Origin of the sequence: Mycoplasmopsis lipophila, from assembly GCF_045276895.1 — a bacterium.
GTDB classification, from domain to species: domain Bacteria; phylum Bacillota_I; class Bacilli_A; order Mycoplasmatales; family Metamycoplasmataceae; genus Mycoplasmopsis; species Mycoplasmopsis lipophila.
In genome coordinates this window covers 357,949-379,654 of record NZ_CP174165.1, presented here as the reverse complement: position 1 = coordinate 379,654, position 21,706 = coordinate 357,949, and the positions used below count along the sequence as shown (strand labels likewise).

The window sequence follows — 21,706 nt, the reverse complement described above, 5'->3', positions numbered from 1 at the left end:
AAATAATAATCTATAATTTATTTTCATTTTTATAATAACTAGTGAATATCAATTTTTAATTCATTAAAAATTTAATTGTAATTTAGTGGTTTTACCATTCCTTAAATAAATGAAAAAATTTAAATACACTAGGTAAATAGTTCATTGTTTATATTATTTTTAATTAAAAGTACTACATCTATATGTAAACATTTTAATATTATCAACAAATCTTATTTTTAATAAATGTAAAAAATATAATTAATAAGCAATAAATTATAAAAGGGAGAATAAATGATATATCAATATAATACATACTATAATAATGAAAAATATATTGAAGAAAAAACAACAAATAAATTTAAAAAAGAAATTGATTTGTTGAACCAAGAATTTTTAAATAAAATAAAAAAAATAAATAATAACATTAAAAATAATATCAATTTATTTTCAGATACTATGTATCACATAAATATAAATGATTTTATAAATAAAAAAGAATGAAATGAAATTAATGAAAAAATTTATTCACATATAGAAACTTTTTTTCATTTCCATACTACAGTTAGTAGTTTTTTATCTGATTTAAAATCATTTCTATATAATTTAAATCCAGCATGAGATGCATTTGGTGCAATATCGGAATTTCTTTCGGCTTATACAGATAGTGGAGGTACAGGTAACCAATATATTGATGGAACAGTTGCAATTGGAGAAGTTGTTAGTACATTCCTAAGTTTTTTACACCAAAATGAAAAAAACTTAGAATATTCAAAACAATTTATACTAAACATTTTTTCTATAATATTAGAAACAACAAAATTAAAAAATATTGAAAAATTAAATGAAGTATTAAAAGTTTCTAATGAAATACTAAATAAAATGGAATATAAATATTACAATTTTTTTAGTTTATGAGTATCACAAAAAAAGGTAGATAAAACATATAAGGTTGTTAATAAATTTTTTTTATTAGCTAAAAATAGATATGAAACGCATTTAAGAACCAGTGCATGAGACGGTGATAATTACTAATATGTTTATAAAAAATTTAAAAAGAATATATGTTGAATTAACATTTATATTTATATTTTCTTGTGTTATTTTTTTACTTTTTTTATTGCAGAGTTTATCTTTATATTTAGAAAATTTAAATGTAAGATTTTTTTTCATTGAAGAATTTGCTATTGTAGCTTTATTTATTTTATTTATTTTAATTATATTTTTTGGTTTGTATTTTTTTATAGATGTTTCAATTTTTCCCCATTTAAAAAAAATTAAATTAATTATATGTTTGTCAGAAATATCAATAATTATTATTTCAATATGTTGTTTTATTATGCTATTTTTTTTAAAAAATGAATTTTTTGTAAGTATATTAGAAACTACTTTATTTTTTATTTTTTGCTGCATAATATTATTTTCGTTTATGAAAATGAATAAAAAATCTAAAAAAATAAAAAATATTTTTAAATTGTAAAAACAGAGGTGAAAAATATGTTATTAGAAGAAAAAATTCAATTAATGAAAGATGGAAAATATTTAAAAAATAAATTATTAAAATACTATTTTTTTTTATTATTTTCAATATTTTTATTTGTTTTAAATTTTTATTTAATATTAATACTCTATGAAAAAAGTATTCCAATTTTTAAATCATTTGATCTATCAAAAATAGATAAATATCAAAAAAGTTATGTATTAATATGAATATTTATGATAATTTTTGGTTATCTTGAAATCAATTGATTTATTAATTCACTATCATCAATATTACTTAATAGATATTTTGAATTTAATATTTTTAGATCTTTGAAATGGTTTAAAGTTAAATTATTTACTTCATTTAAATTTAGTTTATTTAAGCAAATTAAACAAAAAATAGAAGAAAATAATATGGAATCAAAAGATTTTATAAATTATATGCAAAATAATAATTTCATTTTACATGGTAGTCAAGCAATATCATTCAAATATTCAGATTTTTGGAGGAAAACTAATGATTTAGATTTTATGTCAAAAGATTTAAATTCAAAGTTGAAAAATATAGATAAATATAAAAATATAAAGATAAACTTTATTGATAATATAACTGCTAAATTGGAACTAGAACAAACAAAAATAGAAGTTTTGATAGCAAAATATATTCCAAATAAATATATAAGTAAAATAAATGAAATAAAAATTCCAAATATTAAATGAATGATAGCAATGAAAATTCATCAATTATTTAGATTATATTTAATGAATAAAAATGAAATTAGTATTTCAAAAAACAAAATTCAAAACACTTTATTAGATTTGGCTTTTTTATTAAATAAATCTAATAGCTGAAAAATGAATAAAACCATTAATGCAATTGCTAATTTATATTTATCTAATTTCTTTATTTCTTATTATATAAATACATATTGTTTCGATTTAACTAATAAAGAAGATAATCAAAACTTATTAAAATATTTAAAAAATAAAATTGAAGAAAATAAAATGACAAATGAATTATTATTCTTTTTTGATGAATTATTAAATAAATTAAATAATGAAAAAACTATTCAAATTATGTCAAATAAAATAAATGAAATTGTAAAAAATAAAGAAGAACTTGAAATTAAATTTATTGAAACATCAACAAATGAAAATAAAGAAATTTCCACATTAAAAAGATTATTTTTAACAAAACTAGAAAAAGAAAATTTTCTTAAAAACCAATATAAAAACTCAAATATCAAAAATAAATATATAATTTTTTTACTTAAAGATTTTGAAAAAATAAATGAAAAAGATAATGAATTAGATATAAGAAAAATCCTTTTATTAGAATTAAATAAACAAATCGAAGAAGTTAAAAATAAATAATAAAAGTCAAAAAATATTTAATACAAAAGTTTATTTTTTAATTTCTTTTTTTATTTATTGTTTTTATAACGCTTATTATTGGTATCACATTTAGAACTTTAAAAATAAAAGAATTCAGTGTTATTTATCTAGAAATAGTAATAGAATCAATTCAATTTATTTTGATAATTTTAATATTATTTTTTAGTATTTACTTATATATTGATTCTCTAATATTTCCAAAATTAAAAAATATATTTTAATTATTTTATTAATTTCTATTTTATTTTTAATAACATTTATTACATATTTAACCACTTTTATGATTTTATCATAAAAAGTTTCATTAAAAATATACAGTAAAATTCCTCTAATTTATAATAGCATTATGTTTGTAATAATAAATGTATTAATTTCATTTTTAATTTTATTTATTTTAAAACTAAAAAATAAATTTTAAATAAAAAACATAGAAAAAAACATTAAAAATTGTCTTTTGCTTTTTATTAAAATATCTATAAATAAGCAAAATAAATAAAATATATTTAACTAATCCTTGATATATTTATCAATAAAAAAATTAATAAATATAGTAAAATATAAAAGAATTTTATAAATTCATTTTTTTATATAACACTATTATGGATTCATTTGGGTGTGCTTTTAGAAAAAGTGCTAAATGTTCGAAATAATAGGATGCTAAACAAACTAAAAGGAACATAAAATCAATGTCAGAAAAAGAAATTAAAAATCCTTCTTTAGAAAAAAAAGAAGTAAAAGAAACTAAAAAAGTTGAACAAAATTCAACAAAAGAAAACAAAGAAACAACAGCAAATGCTGAAGTTAAAAAACCTATTGTTTCAAGAGAAAAACTTTTAGAAGCAGGAACATATTTTGGACACAAAGCTAGTCAATGAAATCCAAAAATGAAAGAATTCTTGCTTCCAAAACCAAACAAAGGTGTTCACATTATTAATGCTAATTTAACTTTATCAAGATTAGAGTTTGCATATCAATTGTTACACAAATTAGCAAGTAACAAAAAATTAAATTTTATTTTTGTTGGTACTAAAAAACAAGCTAAAGAAGCTATTAAAGAAAATGCTATAAGAACTAGATCTCACTATGTTTCAGAAAGATGATTAGGTGGAATTTTAACCAATTCTTCTACTATTTTTTCTAGAGTAAAAACTATGGAAGATTTAGAAAAGAAAGCAGAAAAAAACTTTGAAGGCTACACTAAAAAAGAAAGTCTTTTATTTAAAAAAGAACTTGATAAATTACATAAAAACCTTGAAGGTATTAGAAATATGAACGCATTTTCTAATTTTCCTAATGTAATGATTGTTGCTGACCCTATTGAAAATGCTATTGCAATTAAAGAAGCAAGAAAAAAGGGTGTAAAAGTATTTGGAATTTTAGATTCTAATGCTGATCCATATTCATTAGATTTTGGTATTCCTGCTAATGATGATTCTGCAAAAAGTATTTCATTAATCATTACTATCTTAGCTGATGCTATTGCTACAGCAAGAGGTGGACAAGCTAAATTTGCTTACCAGCCTGATGAAAAAATTGTTTTCCCAGAATTTATTAATCCAGAAAGAAGAGAAAATAATTTCCAAAGAAGACCATTTGTAAAAAGAGAATATGGTGAAAGAAATAACTTCAAAAAAGAAACTACCAATACTCAAAAAGAAGTAAAAGAAAACACTACTTCTACACAAGAAACTAAATAATTTAATAAGGAGTGATTAAAATGGCTGAAATAAACAAAATGGCTCTTATTAAAGAATTAAGAGAAAGAACCAATGGTGGAATGATGGATTGTAAAAATGCTTTAGAAGCATCTGAATGAAACATCGAAAAAGCTATTAATTGATTAAAAGAAAATGGAAAAGTAAAAGCTGCTAAAAAAGCAGGTAGAATATCAGCAGAAGGTTTAGTAACTATTGCTGGTGATGAAAAAGAAGCAGTATTAGTTGAAGTTAATTCAGAAACTGATTTTGTTGCTAAAAATGAAAAATTTATTAAATTAGTTGATGATATAGCTAAAGCAATATTAAAAGCTAAACCAAAATCAAATGAAGAAGCTTTAAAAGTTAAAATTGGAAAAGAAACTATTGAATCCCTATGTGAAAATGCTACTGCAACCATCGGAGAAAAAATTACCTTTAGAAGGTTTGCTTATAAAAAAGCAGGTAAAGATGAAGTTTTAGGTAATTATGTTCACATTAATGGTCAAATGGCATCTATTGTTTTAGTTAAAGGAAATAATCAAGAAGCAGCTAGAAAAGTTTCAATGCATGTATCTGCTATGAATCCTGAATTTGCTTTATTAAAAGATTTACCTCAAACTAAAATATCTGAAATAGAAACAAAATTCGAAGAACCTGCTGGTTTTGATAAAAAACCTACTAATATCCAAAAAGTAATTAAAGAAGGTTGATTAAATAAACAATTTTCAGAATTTGTTTTAGAAAAACAAAATTTTGTTATGGATGAAGGTTTAACTATTGAAAAATTCTTATCACAATCAAAATGTGAATTAATTTCTTTTGTTCGTTTTGAAGTTGGTGAAGGAATTACCAAAATAGAAACTGATTTTGCTGCAGAAGTTGCTGCTGCTCAAAAAGAAGCTAAATAACTAAAATCCTGTTTTAAACAGGATTTTTTAAAATAAAATTATATGAATAATAAACAAGAAAAAGTTTTTAATTTATTTAAAGAATTCATTTATATAATGGAAAGCAATAATTTACAATATTCTTTGATTTATGGAACCTTATTAGGTTGTATTAGAGAAAAAGGATTCATCCCTTGAGATGATGACATTGATATAGCTATTCCTATTGAAACATATGAATGATTAATAAAAAATTATCCAAACAAAATTAAAACCAATTATAATAGTGCTAATTTTTTACTTTATCCTAAATTTACCAATAATAATGAAAGTGATATGGAAGCAGTTTTTATTGATCTTTTTATAACTCTTAAAACCTCAGAAATAAATATTAAAAAATATCTATCTTTAAAAAATAAATTAAGATACCTTCATAGTTTTTCTCATAGATCATTACATAATGAACAATTAAAATTAAAAATTGCAAATAAACTATTATTTTGAACATGGGGATTTAAAAAATATAAATTATTAGATGCTATAAGTGATTTAAAAAATGATAACGGTGATAAAAATATAATAATAAATTGGCCTTTTAAAAAAATAACTATTAATAATACTTTTAAAGATTTAAATTTCAATAATTTTGAATATAAAGAATTCGAAAATATATCTTGTAAAGTTTTTAAAAATTATAATGATATACTAGAACAAAACTATGGTAAAAATTGAATGGTTCCTATTAAATATAAAATGTCAGAACATTTAGGAATGTACGATATGAATTTAAATAAAAAATAATCAATAATTTCCATATTTACCTATAAAACAGCATAATTAAAAAATTAAGCTGTTTTTTTATAAATAAATTTATTTTATAAAGTAAACATTTTAACGAATAATTAAATATTTCATCTAGTATTTTGTTCTTTATTTTTTAAATAAAATTATAATTAAAAATATATTATTTTATATTTTAATAAGGGAAAAATATGCTAAAAATTAATTCAAATAAAATTGAAAAAAATGCAGTGATATTGGCTGCTGGTTTTGGTTCTCGTTTAGTTCCTTTAACTTTTGAAAAACCTAAGGGTTTATTAAAAATAAATGAAAATCAATCAATGATTGAAAGACAAATTATTTTTTTAAAAGAAAAAAATATAACTGATATTACCCTTGTTGTTGGCTTTAAAAAAGAATTTTTTTATGAATTAAAAGAAAAATATAAACTTAACATTATTGAAAACAAAGAATATAACAATACTAATTCTTTATATTCTTTGTTTTTAGCAAAAGATAAATTAAAAAACACTTACATTTTAACAAGTGATACTTGAATTAAAAATAATTATTTTAATTCTGATAACGAATTTTCTTATTTATCCATTGTAAAAAATATTTCTGATAATTCAAACATTTTTGAATGAAAAATAGAATGGGATGTTGAAAATAATATCAACAAAATTAAACCTTGTTATTTGAAAAAAAACGACTTTTTCATTACTGGAGCTTCTTATTTTAATGAAAAAACTTCAAAACTATTTATTGAAGAGGCAACTAAAATTTTAAGTGATCAAGAAAATAAAGAAAAAGCTTATTGAGAAGAAACGTTATTTGCTCTTATAAAAAAAGATTTTATAAAAATAAATAATCAAGATCAAAATATTTATGAAATAGATAATTTACAAGATATTTATCAAATTGATAAACAAGGTGAAATTTTAAAAAAAAATATTTGTTTAAAAGAAATTTGTTCAATTTTTAATGTCAAAATTAAAGATATTAAAAATATTCAAACTATTAAAAAAGGCTTAACTAATAACTCTTTTTCATTTGAAATTAATGACACCAAATATGTTTATCGTTCCCCAGGAATCGGTACTGAAAACATAATCAATAGACAAAGAGAATATAAGGTTTATCAATTAATAAAAAATTTTCCTAATGCTGAAAAATTATTTTTCTATAATCAAAAAACTGCTTCTAAAATTTCCTATTTTGAAAATGACCATAAAAATGTTGATCAATATAATGAAAACGAAGTTTTTAGTAGTTTCAAAATGATAAGAAAATTTCATGAACACAATTATTTATTGGGAAATAATTTTGATATAGAAGAAGAAATTAATAAATACAAAAAACAAATAAATAAAAGCAAGTATAAACTAGATTTAGAAAAAGAATTATCCGAAAAAGTCTATAAAATAATCAGATATGTCAATAATTTAAAGATAAAAAAAGTACTTTGTCATATAGATTTTATACCAGATAATCTTCTAATAAATGATAAATATGAAGTTAAACTAATTGATTATGAATATGCAGGTGATGCTGATCCAATGATTGATATTGCTGCTTTTGCTACAAGTGCTTTTTATAATCAAGAATGACTAGATAAAACTATAAATATCTATTTCGACAATAACGCACATAAACAAGAAAAAATAAGAGTTTATGCATATATGGCTTTATTAGGATATTTATGATGGATATGAACATATGCTTTCATTGATAAAGGAAATAACATTTCTTATAATTATTTAAATCATATGTTAAATAATGCTAAATACTATAGTAATCTGTTAGAGGAAAAATATGACATCTTTAAAAAATAAAATAAAAGAAATTGAAGGCGGGATTTTTTCAGCAATTTCTTGAGCTATTGGTGGGATTTTATTAACTTGATTTTCAATTCTTAACTCTAATCTAGATAATCAAATAGGTAGTCTAAAGTTTGGAATTTTATCTGCTTTTGTTGTTGATTTATTCTCATTAATGTGAGCCTTAATTTTAGTTCCTATCATTAAAAAAGAATATAGAATAAGCAATTTATTTCCTTTTAAAAATAAAAATATCTGAATACTAATTTTAAGTTCTTTTATAGGTGCTCCTTTGGGGACTGCTATGTATTATATGGCTATTTTAGAAATATCACCAACTAAGGCCTCTTCTATTTCTACTTTATTTCCCATATTATCTACAATGTGTGTTTATTTATTTTTTAAACAAAAAACTCATTGAAACACTATTTTAGGTTTAATCATTGCTGTGACTGCCGCATCTTCTTTAGGAATTATTGAAAGCATAAACCAAAGCAATAATTGAAAAGGTTATTTATTCATTTCTATTTCAGTAATAGCATGAGGAATGGAAGCCTTTCTTTCTTCTATTAGTTTAAAAAATGATATTGATCCTTATATTTCTATTCTAATAAGAAGTTTAACTTCAGTAATAACTTTTATTTTGATTTTATTACCTTCTTTTGGTACATATAATAATCAAATAATTATTAATTATTTTAATAATTCGAAAAAAACTTTATTTTTGCTTTTTTTATCTGGACTTTTTGTATGCATTTCTTTTATGCTATATTATCGAGCTATTGATAAATTAAGTGTATCTAAAGCTACAGGTATAAATATTACTTATGCTTTTTGAACAATGGTTATAGAACCACTAACAAAAATATTAGATAGTTCTTGAACTCCACACAAATGATATATTTATATATTGGGATTTTTAATTTTATTTGGAGCAATTTTTGGATTATTAGATTTCAAAGTTAAAAACAAATTAGAAATAGGATATAAATCAAAAATTAATATACAAATTTATTTAAAAAATAAAAATTATTCTAAAAAATATAGATTAAAAAGATGTACTACACAAAACTATAAAAAATTAGTAAAATTATAAGCATCAAATAAATATATATAATTATCTTTATCAATAATTTAAAGATTTTATTAAAGGAGAAAAAATGATTAATGTAAATAATTTTAAAGTTGGTATCACTTATGAAGATGAAGGTGAAATTTACATTGTTTTAGAAGCTCAACATTCAAAACAAGGTCGTGGACAAGCAAATGTTAAAGCTAAAGTTAAAAACTTAAGAACTGGTTCTATTACCATTAAATCATACACTGGTGGAGAAATGATTAAAAAAGCTCATATTGAAAAAAGACCAATGACTTTTCTATATGATGATGGTGTAAATATTGTTTTAATGGATGAAGAAACTTTTGAACAAATTGAAATTCCTTTGGAAAAAGTAAAATGAGAAATGAATTTTATTAAAGAAGGATCAAAAGTTCAAATTAGAAAATTTGAAGAAGAAGTTTTAGATATTGAAATTGCTGATAATGTTGATTTAATTGTTACAGAAGCTCCAGATGCTGTTAAAGGAAACACTACTACCAATCCACAAAAAAAAGTTAAAGTAGAAACAGGATATGAATTAGAAACTCCTATGTTTATTAAAGAAGGTGACAAAATTACTATTTCTACTGAAACAGGAAAATATACAGGAAAATCAAATAAATAATGAATATCTTAACTCTAAATTGTGGTTTAAATCAATTTGCTAATATCAATGAAAAAGTTTTTTTTGATTTGATTAATCAAGTATCTAAAAAATATAAATCTATAAAAATTTTGAATGATTCTAAAATTATTTTTTCAGATGACCAAAATAATATTTCTATTAAATTAAATATAAAAATCAAAGCTTCTAAAAAAATTTCTTTAGCAATTATTGAGGATTTTCAAAATGATATAGAAAATTTAATTAATTCTACTATTGGGATTAAACCCACTAACATTCAAATTTGTTATCTAGGACTAGCATAAAATAATAAAATTCTATAAAATAAAATGAAACTCATATCAATCATTGTGAGTTTCATTTTATTATTTTCTTATTTGTTCTTATTTATATAACTTTTAAAATAAGGTAAAAAATTTTCATATGGAGAATTCATTAATTTTGATAAAGGAACAAAATCTAAAGCAGCACCATTAATGCAAAATCTTAATCCACCTCTATTTTTTAAACCATCTTCAAATACATGACCTAAATGAGAATCTTGAATTTTTGATTTAGTTTCAATTCTACTTAAATTATGTGAATAATCATTTGTATAACTAATACAATCAGTTGTAATTCCTTTAGTAAAAGAAGGTCAACCACAACCAGCATCATATTGATCTTCACTTGAAAATAATGGTTCTTTGCTTATTTTGTCTATATATAAACCTTCTTCTTTTTGTTTATTAAAAGAAGAAGTAAAAGGTTCTTCTGTATCTTTATATATCATAACTTCATAAGATAAAGTATCTAAATTCATTTTATCAATTTCTTCTTTTGAAATTTTTTTAAAATTTGATAAAGGTTTATTTAAAATATTTAAATTAATATGACAATATCCATTAGGGTTTTTATCTAAGTAGTCTTGATGATATTCTTCTGCATTTACAAAATGATTTAAAGGTAATACTTCAATAACCACTTTTTTATTATTATGTAATTTTTCAAAAATTTTTAAAGTTTCTATAGCACATTTATGACTATATTCATCTAAATAATAAATCCCACTTCTATATTGTAATCCTTCATCTTCGCCTTGTTTGTTTAAAGAATAAGGATCAACAATTAATAAAAATCTTTCATAAATTTCTGCTAAATTGATTATATTTTCATCATAAATAATTTCAAGTGTTTCAACATGACCGGTAGTTTTAATTTTTTGGTAATTTGTGTCTTTAGTTAAACCATTAGCATAACCTACTTTAGTTTGAATAATTCCTTTAATTCTTGAAAAATATGCTTGCATTCCTCAAAAACATCCGCCAGCTAAATATATTTTTTTCATTTAATTTCCTCCATAAAATTATTTATTAATTTTATTACAAGATAAAATAATAAAAAGTTTGTCTATGGAAATTTTTAATAAATTATCTTAACATCAAAAATTATTAAATAAAATAAAAACTAAACATACTATTTTTTAAGTAAACTTAAATTTCACACCACTTCATTATTATTAAATTACCAATTTAACAATTTAATGAAAATGGAAAAATAAGCGATTTTTGTTAAATTATTATTTTTTTATTACTTTTTTTAATAAATATGACATATATAGATGAGCAAAGCTCTTTTCTAAAATTTATTTTTATATGGAGTTTAAATGCAAAAATATAATAATGATGAAATTTTAGTAAGCAAAAAAGAATTTAATAAAAAAATTAGTGAATTTGAAAATCCAAAGTTTACAATTAAATATATAAAAGATTTCGGAATAATCAAATGTGAAGGAACTTGTGATTTAAATGATTTAAAAGTTCTTAAACCACCAAAGGAGCCTGATATGACTGTCGGAAGTTTAACTATTCAAGAATTAACTACAATTATAAAAACTGTAATTGTTAAAAACACGCTTTCAAAAGAAAACGTTATTCAAATTGTTGATGAAAAGTTAAAACCCATCAATAATGAAATTACCTTCATAAAACAACAAATGGCCACTAAAAAAGAACTTAAACCAATTCAAAATGATATAAAAGAAATCAAAGAAGACATTAAGATGCTTAAATCTTTCACACTAAGGACATTAAAAATTATTACAAAAATAAATAAATAATTTAAAATTAAAAAATAAACCCATAAATTTTTTTGTGAGTTTATTTTTTATAAATATTCTATTTTGAAACTGCTTGATAAATTCTAAAAACGTATAAAAGCATATAAATAAAATCAATAGCTAAATGTAAACCAAATAATAAACCTAACCTATTTAATTCTTTTTTTTCAATTTGAATTTCATATTCAGTAATATATTTTCCTTGTTTTGAAATAATTCAAAAATCTAGTCCCATATATAATGCCATTACAATAAAACCTAAAACAGATATTAATAAAGTTAATATTCTTTGATTACTATTATTAATAGTAAATACCGCTATAAGTGAAACAACTATTAAAGATATAGATAACGCTAAAATTAATGGCCATAATTTTTTAAAATTAATAACATCAAAATATCCTAAAAGTCCCATTACTAACATTGTTACTGATGGTATTAAAATTAAGCCAAAAGAAACACTTAATGGTTGTGACACAAAAAATTGGATAATAGGAATTATAAATACACCCATCATAAGTGCATACAAAGTAGCGAAAAATGCTAATCATCCTAAAGGTAATTTATGAGCAAAAAAACCTACAACTAACATTAAAACAATTTGGACTATTGATAAAGATATAATTAAAGTTCAAGCAAAAATTGGATTTCTTGCAAAAATACTACTTATTCATATTTTTATAACTGGAGCTTGTCAAGTTAATAAAGCACCAAAACTAAATGTTACAATTAATATATATGAAAATCATATTAAAGATAAACTTAAAATAGTATGTTTTTTTAAACTTTTTGGATTAACCAAATCTTTTTGATTTTCATCTTTTTCATTAAATATTTGTTCTTTTAATTCCATATGCTTATTATATTATTTTTATAAAGTCCCGTGGTGGACTTTTTTTAATTCCCTTTCATAAAATTCTTCAGTTAATGAAAAGTTAAAAAACAAATATTTTTTAATGATTATGTTTTATTTTAACACTTCAAAATTTAAATTAAATAAGGTTCAACACTCTAATATTTTTTTAATGGTTTCATAATCTATGTCATTGTTTGCGTCTTATATACCTATTTGTATAACAAATAGAGTATATAAGAACATAGCAAACAATGACCTATATTCTCCAAATCAAATAAATGTTATTGTTTTTCACTTTCTTATATCTAAATTTTGAAGTGTTAAAGTTTCGGGACTTTATAGATATTAAGTTCCCAAATTAAGGGTTTTCGGGACTTTATTAGCAAATTATTGTTAAATATTGACCCATACCCTAAAAAAAATTACCCCCTAAAATATTTAATGCTATACCAATTTTTGAAAGGAAAAAATGAGTTCAAGTATTTACGAATTATCAAATCTATCTGATAAATATGATGAGTTTAAAAAAATGGAATTACAAGATAAAAAATTATTTACAAATTTTAGAAATATTGACAAATATATCGATGGTTTACAAAATAGATGTTTATACATTTTGGCTGCTAGACCAGGAACTGGTAAAACAACATTAGCACAAAATATAATGACTAATGTTGCTAAACAATTAAAACAAGATGAATACGTTTTATTTTTAAGTTTAGAACTATCGGCTGTTGATGTTTATAAGAAGTTTTTACAAATTGAAAGTAATTGACTTACTAGAAATGAAATAAATGATTTAGAACCAACAGAAGCAATAAAAAATGAATTGAATAGAGTTAAAGATTTATTCAAAGAAAGAAAAATCTTAATTTTTGACAATGAATTAGGAGAAAGAATAACTCCAAGTTATATTCAAAATATGTTAGATATTTTAAAATCTCAAAACATAAAAATTAGAACTGTATTTATTGACTATTTTCAACAATTAGAAAGCAACTTAATTAATTCAATTGAATATAAGGCACAAGAAGATACATCTAAACAATTAAAACAAATAGCAAAGATAAATAACATAAATGTTTTTTGTTTATCTCAACTTTCTAGAGAATATGAAAAACGTAGAACTATGATTCCGACTTTTAGTGATTTAAAGGGAACAAGTTCAATAGAGCAAGATGCAGACATAATTATGTTTTTATATTCACAAAATTCAAATTCATATGAAACAAAAACAATTCAAGAATTATCTTTAACAATTGCTAAAAATAGAAATGGTTTATGTAATACATCAAGTTTAATCTTTAATACAGAACAAGCTAAATTTTATGAAAAAGATAACTTTACAGTTATTGAAAAATATTCAAGGAGTGAAAATGGCAAATAAAGAAATAAAAAATGTTTCTTATTGCAATATTTCTGATAAGGAACTTGAAGAAAGAATAAGAGAACTTCAAATGGAATTTTATGAAAAAAGAATTAAAGAATATGCAATTGAATTGTTAGAAAAGAGAAAAAATGAATAAATGTATCAAATGCAATAAAACAACTAATTTACGCAAATGAGGAAACTTTATTTGTTGTGACAAATGCTTCAATGATGTATCAACTTGAGCCCAAGAATTTGATATATCAAGTTTTGAAAAAAATTAGTATAAAACAACTTTTGAATTACTAGTATGTATATATCTACATATACCTAAAGGTATATATGTAGATAGATATATACATACATACTAGTAGACATAAATACAAAACATTAGTATGTATTAAATCAAACTAAATTGTTATTAAGAAAGGACTAAGGAATGTTTATATCTTCAAATACTATTGATAAACCTCCAATATTTACAGAAAAGAAATTAGAGGAATTATTACATTACACTGACAATGATGTTAACCCAACATATAATGCTTATAAATCTAATTCATTTTACAAAATTTATTCGGGTGCTAAAGGTGTATCAAAATCGTTTAGTAGAATGATAGAAACAATCTATAGACTTGTTAATGAAAATAATTTTTGTAGTGTTTGATGTAGAAATCAATTTAACCATATTCGTAATACATTAAAACCAATGTTAGAAAAAGTTTTATATTATCTAGCAGAAGAACACAATTTAGATTTTAGAAATTTTATTTACGTTACTAATGAAGCAGCATATTGAAAATATGAAGATGGTGGAATAGATAGAGCAATATATTTTCAGAATTGAGAAAAGATACAAGCATTTCAAGGTTTTACATTAAAAAATTCTAATTTTAGATTTGGAGAATTAGTTATTGATGAACCTTTAGAAGATACAGCAGATACTAATAAATTACCTCATGAATTAGAAGAGATATATGCTTTACAAGAAGAAAAATTACCATTACTAATTGCTAATACTGTTTTAAGAGAAGTAGCTCCAGAAAATTTTAAAATCAATGTAACGTTTCTTTATAACATTTTTACAACTAATCATTTTCTAATAAAAAATTATCATCAACAAGCTATAAAAATTTTAGAGGAAGATGAAACAATAAATCAAAATGTGCTATCAGAACTTTTAGAGAATCATTTTATTCAAAGAGAAAACAAAGATTTTAACAAAGGTTTAGGAATTATCGTAACTATGTTTTCTAAATACTTTATACCTAAAAAATATTTTTCTGAAATTCAACAAAGAAATTTAGATTTATTACGTGAAACAAATTATCGATTATGAGTTATTACTGTTGTAGGGTTTGCTTTCAACTTTGAAGACACTAAATTAAATTATTTTATGAAAAATATAATTTTTGATAGTGATGGAAATATCAGAAAAAAAATAAAAACAATATCTAAACATAAATTTTATGAATATTTATCTAATCAGGAAATTATAGGAATATATCACGGTTATGACCCAGGAATTCACGATAATGCAGCATTTGTATCAGTAGCATTACATAGAGATGGTAGAGTTATAGTTATCAAAGTAATTGAAGATATTAAAACACTTATACCTAAAAACACAATTTGAAAAAATAAAGCTATAAATCAAAAAATAGTAGAAATAATAAAAAAGTTTAATCAAATAGTTGAAAAACATTTACCTTATGGGTTTTCTCAAAATAATTTTTTATATAGTAAATCATCTGTTTTGTTTTGTGATAACCATTCAAGTATAGAAGCATTAAATTTATTATTTGAAGAGAATAAAATCAATTGTTGAGCAATAAAAGCAGTTAGAAAACCAACACAAAATTTTGGAATAGTTGATAGACAAATGTGGCAAAAAAATATATTTGAAAATGGTTTAATTAATTTTTTACCTAATACAGAAACATTACTTAAATGTTTAGCAAAACAAGTTATTATCAAAGACAATACAAAACCACTAGATAAAATTGAAAAAAGAGATGAATCAATCAACCCAGAAATTTATGATGTAGTTAATGCTTTCGAAATGAGCTGTAGTTTATTGTTTAAATATCAATATTCATTAATTTTTGAAAATTTAGAAAAAACAAATGAATATATATCAAAGAATGATTTTTAGAAAGATTAAAGTAAATGGAACAAATAGATAATTTGAAAATAAGATATGTAAATTGTGATGAACAAAATTTTATTTGTTTACGTGTAGATGATTGAACAAACTTAAAACAAAAACATTACACAGATCCTAATTTAATAATTTATAAAAATTTTGATACTGAAAGTTGAAGAAAAGGGTCCGAATTATGTTCATATAAAAGAATTGAAGAATGAGGATGACAAACAATAAAACTAAATTATAAAAATCCTGGTGATATGTATTTAGAAAGAAAAAGAATAATAAATGAATACATAGCTTCTATGATGGCAATTAATATAAATGAAAATTTTATTAAAAATTATTTAGTTATTTATGAATCAACAGAACCATCTTTTTTTTGAGAATTTTTAAATCATCATAATTCTCTAGACACAACGAATAGAAAAATTTTTAGTATAGATAATGGGAAAATTAAAAAAGATTTTTTTGTTTTATCAAATATAAAAAGATTTCCTAATGCTAATAAAGTTTGAAAAAGTTATAGTGATTTTGAAAACTATGTATTTGAATTAGTTAAAGAAAAAGAAAATAAAGAAAGAGAAAAAAATGACAACAGAACAAGCGATAGAAAAATTTAAATTATCTTTAAATGAAACAACTTCAAAATTAAAGAAAGAACCAATAAATTCTAAAAATCAATTTTTAAAATATGGTACACAATCAACCATTCAAACACTATGAAGCAATTTCCCTAAAATTGAATGTAAAAATATTGAGTTTAATAGAATTGGTTCATCATATGCTTTATTAGCCCTACAACGCTTGGAAACACTATTATATGCTAAAGGAATAGCAGCATTAAGAAGTAATTGATTAGTTGCTGATATATTAGATTATATTGAAATAAATAACAAAATTAAATATCTAAAAACAAAATTAGAATTTAATTATTCTAAATTAACAATATATGTGTTTGAAACATTTGAATATAAAAATGATAAATTAGTATTTGATTATTCAATTGTTAAACCAGATAAAATAACAGAACAAGAAGTTAAAGAAATTTTATTTAATTCATATGAATATAAACCAACAAAATATATTGAAATACCTTATAAGATTTTTTATAACAATACATTAAAACAACCTGATTTAAATTTAGTAAATGGTGAATTTTTTAGACTATTAGATAAAGATATTGAAGTATTAATAAAAGATTCATATTTATCAGCTCCTTGAATATTTGCAATTGATAATAATGGTATTAAAAAGCAAATTCAAGAAGGTTTAGATAATTTAGATAAAAGATTTATAGGTTTATCTCCACAGCTTCAAATGTATGATTATGACCCTTTAAGAATATTACAAAGTAATTCACAATCACAAATAGTTATTCAAAAGATTGAAAAAAATATAAGTTGAATTAAACGGTTTGCTTATTTAAAACAAGATTCGAATGATTTCGGAACAAAGAATATGCATAATGTTGAAGCACAATCTCTTAACTCTGATTTTGAAGATTATGTTGAATCAAAAGCTAATTTAAGAGAACTTCAATTTAAAGAATTTTTAAATAGTTTTTACCCAGAGTTAGAAGTTGAAAAAGTTTTAATTTATGGTTCAACAGAATGATTAATAACTGAAGCTAAAAAATATGCGGTTAATTTAGATGGAAGTGTAATAAATCAAAATCAATTATTACAAAATAATAACAATAAAAATAATGAAGAGGAATTAAATGGAAATTACGAAGATTAATGAAGTTGTAGACAAATCAGTCCTTGAATATTTCTATGCTAAATTAATTCCTATAAATGAAATTTGTACTATTCAAGGTGCTATTAATATTATTGATTTTGAATTAGAAAAATTACCAAAAATAAAGGGAATGATTAGTGATTTAGCATATAATCAAAGTCCATTATCTGAAGAGATAGATTCAGATGCTAAATATACAATTATTTTTAATGAAAAATTAGACTTTACAAATAATGTTTTAATTTTAAAAAACTTAATAGCTAAAAATCAATATTATGTAGTTGAAAACATTAATACAACATTTTCACCAGAAAAATTAAATGAAGTTGTTAATGTTGCTGTTTGTCAAAGATTAGAAGATTATGTTAATAATAAAAAATTTATTATTTACCCAAATGTGATTGATAAACCATCTGAAACAATCAATATAAAAATTAGAGATAATTTTTTATATCAAAAGGCTTATATTGAAAATCATAATAAATTATTAAAAGAAGTTCAATTAAATAAAAATGCTATATCAATGATAGTTAACCCTGTCGAAGTTAATGAAGAACAAGAAAAAATATTTATGACTTCATTATCTAAATTTGGACTAATTGATATAAGAGATATTTGTTTAAGTGAAAATGATTATTCTATTTATTGAGAAAATCAATATGATGAAAGATATAAAGAATTTTTTGAAGATATATTAGAAATTTATGAACATCAAAGTTTAATAATGTCTGGTTTTGCTGGTAAAACAAAAGAAGAAATAGCTAAATTTAAAGAATTAAATTATAGTGGAACAAATGCTGAAGAATATGTTAACTATAAATTATCTATATTAAAAGATAGTTCAAAATTTTCTAAAGAACAAATTGAATTATTAATATTAATGTGTTCAGGCTTTTTAAAATCAACATTTTGTATTGGTGGTGGTTTTTCAATAATTCATAAATTTATATTACCTTTTTATTTTGATTTAATAGGAGGAGTTCTTTATTTAAAAAGTGAATTTTATGAATTAAGTAAAAAACCTGAATTATGAAGAGTAATAGAAGACCAAACTTGAAAAGCAGAACAAGAAAGATTGAAAAAAGAACGGGAAGAAAAAGAAAAAAAGGAACAAGAAGAAGCAGAAAAACGTAAAAATAGACGTGGTGATGGCAGAAAGAGAGGTTAATTATGGCAATAATAAGAAATGATTATTATTTACCTGGTAATGGTTACGGAAGTGCTGGAGGAAATATTTCATCTGGTGAAGAGCCTAACAAGAAATATTTACATTATTATCGACCAGTAATTGAAGATACAGTAAATAAGAAATATAGAAATTGACAAGCTATAGATTACTATGATATTCCTCTTAATTTAAAAGAAGTTAATATTGATTTAGATTATTCAAAAATAACAGCAGATTATTTAAAATATAAAGTTAATTTAGTAATACCTGAAAAAGCTCAATCAATTTATAGTTTTTTATTTAAAAATCAAAATTTAATAAATGGTAAAGGTGAAACTTATAAAGTTGAAGATAAAAGAAAAATTACTTTAAACCCTGCTGATTTTGAAATAAATAAAAAATATGATGCTAATTATTTCAATAATTACATAAAAGAAAAATATGGAGAAGAATGGTCTATTGTTTCAAAATTTCAAGTATGCAAATGCGATGTACCTATGGACGTAAGATATTTTGGACAAGGTAGTGGAGTTATTAAAGACCATTATGTAAAACCTAATAATTATGTTCCTAGTGGTTTTAAAAAATGAATTCAATATGATAAAGCTAAAAATTGAAAAGTAGTAAATGAAGAATTTCAATATGAATTTAAAGCTTATGTTAAGGAACTTTGATATCATAGTGGTAATGCTAAAGTAGTATTTAGTTGATTGAGTATATTTTTAGCTAACCCTGCGATGATTAATTCATTAGTAAATATAAATTATTACCATACAGTTCAAATTAATACAGTTGAGTTTTGAATTCAAAAAAATGCTGAAACAAATTTTGATGATTACCCAACATCTACAAAACTCTTATTTGAAAATAATTTTATTTTAACCCCTTCTACTTGGAAAGATTTTTCTTATTCATTAGGAGAAATTGAACCATTTAACTTTTCCATAGGACCAGAAGAGAAGCTAATTATAAAAGGTTTATTTTTACCTAAATTTATTGAAATAAATGATATTGGTATTGTATTACCTAATATTAAAAATTTAACACAATTACATATAAAACACATTAAATAAACAAAAATAGGAACTGTTGCCTTAAAGTCGGAAGAAAGTGAGTAAAAATGAATTTACTTAAAAAATTAGCTGAATTATTTGAATTAGAAGAAGCTGAAGTATTCAAAAAATTAAATTTAGAAGAAGGAGCTTCAACTAAAGAAATTAAAGACGCACTAGGTATTTATGGTCTTTTCCTAGATAAGACAGAATTAGAAACATACATAAAAAATAAAGTCCAAAACAAAATAAGTGAAGTGGAAAAACTAAATCAAGAATTAGAAAACAAAAATAAAACTTTACTTGATTTTGAAAAGGTGAATAAAGAATTAGAAAACAAATTTTCAAAAGTAAGCGCGCAAATAAAAAATAATTTTGAAAAGGAATGAACTAATTTAAAACTACCTAAAACTAATTTAGAAGATATTAAATATGAAGAATTAGATTTTTTAAATCTAAAATCTGAAGCTTTAAAAATAGCTAAATTAAAAAATATAGCTCCTGAAATAATTGAACCTAAAGAAATAGATAATTTAGAGACTTTAGGAAGCAATTTAAATAACACACAATCATTTGATATAGGAGCAAGAAGAATTAAATAATACAAAGGAAATAAAATGGAATTTAAACAATATTTAAACGCATTATTTGCTAACCAAAAAGAAGGTGAAGCATTTTCACTAGACCAAAAAACAAGAAATGAAATTAATTCATATATAGTTCAATATTCTTTAATTGGAACATTAGGAACAAACTTATCATTAGGAAGCGTTTCAGAAGCTTCGGCAACTTTTATTAAAAACATTGGACAAAGTTGAAATGAAAAGAAAAACCCAGGTCCTGGAGAATTTGAAAAAGGAAACTATACAAAAATAAGTTTTAATTGAAATACTCCACAATATCAATCATTAGCATTTACACACGCTGATACATTATTAGGAGTGCCTGCTGCTGCTTCAATTAAAATTGAAAAAGCTTCAGCTGATTTTAATGATAATTTTGAAGCTTATTGTTGAGCAGAATTGGAAAAGAAAGTTAAAACAACTGATACACATAAACAAGTTAAAAATTTATTAGATGAAGCTATTTCTGATAAAGATGTTAGAAAAGCAGTTATTGCTTTAGGAACTGCTTTAACTAAACATAAAGATGATAAAGAAGGAATAAATGGAATTAAAAAATCTGACATTATAATTCACGTTAAGCCTGAAGTATTAGACAGATTGAGCGAATCTGGTTTAGTAGGAAATTACGCAGAACAAATGTTTGTAGGAGGACAATATTCAATAGCTACAGTTGGTGGTTATACAATCATTGCTAATAAATATTTAACTGATATTGATGCTATTGCTTGTACAAACTTTGCTGTAGCATCTATGATTAATGTTAATGCTGCAAACTATGAAAGATTAGCACCTACAAATGACTACGGAATGTATTATGAAGCTATGTCATTATTTGGTGTAGCTTACCCAACTTGTTTTAGAACAATTTTTAATAAATAACA

At 22.0% G+C, this 21,706-nt stretch carries 22 protein-coding genes and 1 pseudogene; 19 read left to right on the top strand and 4 right to left on the bottom strand.

What is annotated here, in order from left to right; translation table 4 throughout:
- The first annotated feature begins 273 nt into the window (after positions 1–273).
- Positions 274–1,014 carry a hypothetical protein gene (locus ACJA27_RS01655; RefSeq protein WP_406618258.1) on the top strand — a complete coding sequence of 247 codons (741 nt, stop codon included), beginning with the start codon at positions 274–276 and terminating at the stop codon, positions 1,012–1,014.
- Here ACJA27_RS01655 and ACJA27_RS01650 read toward each other — a convergent pair.
- Positions 979–1,392 (bottom strand): hypothetical protein, encoded by a 414-nt coding sequence (locus ACJA27_RS01650; protein ID WP_406618257.1) that lies wholly within the window; start codon positions 1,390–1,392, stop codon positions 979–981. The two genes, ACJA27_RS01655 and ACJA27_RS01650, sit on opposite strands and share 36 nt — an antisense overlap.
- An 84-nt stretch (positions 1,393–1,476) precedes the next feature.
- Here ACJA27_RS01650 and ACJA27_RS01645 point away from each other — a divergent pair, with 84 nt between their 5' ends.
- The 8 genes from ACJA27_RS01645 to ACJA27_RS01610 all read left to right on the top strand — a co-directional run bounded on the left by ACJA27_RS01645 (position 1,477) and on the right by ACJA27_RS01610 (position 10,069).
- Entirely contained in the window at positions 1,477–2,835 is a 1,359-nt protein-coding gene (locus tag ACJA27_RS01645) for an MAG4530 family protein (RefSeq protein WP_406618256.1), read from the top strand.
- 707 nt (positions 2,836–3,542) lie between these two features.
- Positions 3,543–4,553, top strand: a complete 1,011-nt coding sequence (gene rpsB, locus ACJA27_RS01640) for a 30S ribosomal protein S2 (RefSeq protein ID WP_406618255.1) — start codon at positions 3,543–3,545, stop codon at positions 4,551–4,553.
- Positions 4,554–4,573: 20 nt separating this feature from the next.
- Positions 4,574–5,461: a translation elongation factor Ts gene (gene tsf, locus ACJA27_RS01635; protein ID WP_406618254.1), complete on the top strand. Its 888-nt coding sequence runs from the start codon at positions 4,574–4,576 to the stop codon at positions 5,459–5,461.
- Positions 5,462–5,503: 42 nt separating this feature from the next.
- Positions 5,504–6,241, top strand: coding sequence for a diacylglycerol cholinephosphotransferase Mf1 (mf1, locus tag ACJA27_RS01630; RefSeq protein ID WP_406618253.1), 738 nt, complete (start codon positions 5,504–5,506; stop codon positions 6,239–6,241).
- Positions 6,242–6,432: 191 nt separating this feature from the next.
- Positions 6,433–8,055, top strand: a complete 1,623-nt coding sequence (locus ACJA27_RS01625; protein WP_406618252.1) for a sugar phosphate nucleotidyltransferase — start codon at positions 6,433–6,435, stop codon at positions 8,053–8,055.
- On the top strand, positions 8,036–9,136 hold the full coding sequence (locus ACJA27_RS01620; RefSeq protein ID WP_406618251.1) for an EamA family transporter: 1,101 nt from the start codon (positions 8,036–8,038) through the stop codon (positions 9,134–9,136). Before ACJA27_RS01625 ends, ACJA27_RS01620 begins: the two co-directional genes overlap by 20 nt.
- 64 nt (positions 9,137–9,200) lie before the next feature.
- On the top strand, positions 9,201–9,764 hold the full coding sequence (efp, locus tag ACJA27_RS01615; protein WP_406618250.1) for an elongation factor P: 564 nt from the start codon (positions 9,201–9,203) through the stop codon (positions 9,762–9,764).
- Entirely contained in the window at positions 9,764–10,069 is a 306-nt protein-coding gene (locus ACJA27_RS01610) for an MMB_0454 family protein (protein WP_406618249.1), read from the top strand. Before efp ends, ACJA27_RS01610 begins: the two co-directional genes overlap by 1 nt.
- 68 nt (positions 10,070–10,137) lie before the next feature.
- On the opposite strand, the gene msrB is transcribed toward ACJA27_RS01610, so the two are convergent.
- Positions 10,138–10,575 carry a peptide-methionine (R)-S-oxide reductase MsrB gene (msrB, locus tag ACJA27_RS01605; RefSeq protein WP_406618299.1) on the bottom strand — a complete coding sequence of 146 codons (438 nt, stop codon included), beginning with the start codon at positions 10,573–10,575 and terminating at the stop codon, positions 10,138–10,140.
- Between the two features lie 36 nt (positions 10,576–10,611).
- Positions 10,612–11,091 (bottom strand): annotated as a pseudogene (gene msrA / locus ACJA27_RS01600) (peptide-methionine (S)-S-oxide reductase MsrA); the annotation flags it as partial.
- A gap of 318 nt (positions 11,092–11,409) precedes the next feature.
- On the opposite strand from msrA, the gene ACJA27_RS01595 reads away from it, so the two are divergent.
- The gene (locus tag ACJA27_RS01595; RefSeq protein WP_406618248.1) at positions 11,410–11,862 is read left to right on the top strand and encodes a hypothetical protein; all 453 of its coding nucleotides are present in this window, start codon (positions 11,410–11,412) and stop codon (positions 11,860–11,862) included.
- Between the two features lie 58 nt (positions 11,863–11,920).
- Here ACJA27_RS01595 and ACJA27_RS01590 read toward each other — a convergent pair whose 3' ends face one another.
- Positions 11,921–12,715 (bottom strand): MAG0110 family membrane protein, encoded by a 795-nt coding sequence (locus ACJA27_RS01590; RefSeq protein ID WP_406618247.1) that lies wholly within the window; start codon positions 12,713–12,715, stop codon positions 11,921–11,923.
- Between the two features lie 472 nt (positions 12,716–13,187).
- Here ACJA27_RS01590 and ACJA27_RS01585 point away from each other — a divergent pair, with 472 nt between their 5' ends.
- The 9 genes from ACJA27_RS01585 (at position 13,188) to ACJA27_RS01545 (ending at position 21,704) form a co-directional block, all read left to right on the top strand.
- The gene (locus ACJA27_RS01585; protein ID WP_406618246.1) at positions 13,188–14,105 is read left to right on the top strand and encodes a DnaB-like helicase C-terminal domain-containing protein; all 918 of its coding nucleotides are present in this window, start codon (positions 13,188–13,190) and stop codon (positions 14,103–14,105) included.
- Positions 14,095–14,244 carry a hypothetical protein gene (locus tag ACJA27_RS01580; protein ID WP_406618245.1) on the top strand — a complete coding sequence of 50 codons (150 nt, stop codon included), beginning with the start codon at positions 14,095–14,097 and terminating at the stop codon, positions 14,242–14,244. The genes ACJA27_RS01585 and ACJA27_RS01580 overlap by 11 nt, the downstream gene beginning before the upstream one ends.
- A 282-nt stretch (positions 14,245–14,526) precedes the next feature.
- Positions 14,527–16,242, top strand: a complete 1,716-nt coding sequence (locus tag ACJA27_RS01575) for a hypothetical protein (RefSeq protein ID WP_406618244.1) — start codon at positions 14,527–14,529, stop codon at positions 16,240–16,242.
- Between the two features lie 14 nt (positions 16,243–16,256).
- Complete coding sequence (locus ACJA27_RS01570) at positions 16,257–16,859, top strand: hypothetical protein (RefSeq protein WP_406618243.1); 603 nt, start codon at positions 16,257–16,259, stop codon at positions 16,857–16,859.
- Entirely contained in the window at positions 16,828–17,979 is a 1,152-nt protein-coding gene (locus ACJA27_RS01565; RefSeq protein ID WP_406618242.1) for a htpn, read from the top strand. Before ACJA27_RS01570 ends, ACJA27_RS01565 begins: the two co-directional genes overlap by 32 nt.
- On the top strand, positions 17,960–19,147 hold the full coding sequence (locus tag ACJA27_RS01560; protein ID WP_406618241.1) for a hypothetical protein: 1,188 nt from the start codon (positions 17,960–17,962) through the stop codon (positions 19,145–19,147). Before ACJA27_RS01565 ends, ACJA27_RS01560 begins: the two co-directional genes overlap by 20 nt.
- 2 nt (positions 19,148–19,149) lie before the next feature.
- A complete protein-coding gene (locus ACJA27_RS01555; protein WP_406618240.1) occupies positions 19,150–20,220 on the top strand; it encodes a hypothetical protein in 1,071 nt (356 codons plus the stop codon).
- 47 nt (positions 20,221–20,267) lie between these two features.
- On the top strand, positions 20,268–20,801 hold the full coding sequence (locus tag ACJA27_RS01550) for a hypothetical protein (protein ID WP_406618239.1): 534 nt from the start codon (positions 20,268–20,270) through the stop codon (positions 20,799–20,801).
- Positions 20,802–20,816: 15 nt separating this feature from the next.
- Complete coding sequence (locus ACJA27_RS01545) at positions 20,817–21,704, top strand: hypothetical protein (protein WP_406618238.1); 888 nt, start codon at positions 20,817–20,819, stop codon at positions 21,702–21,704.
- Positions 21,705–21,706: the final 2 nt, after the last annotated feature.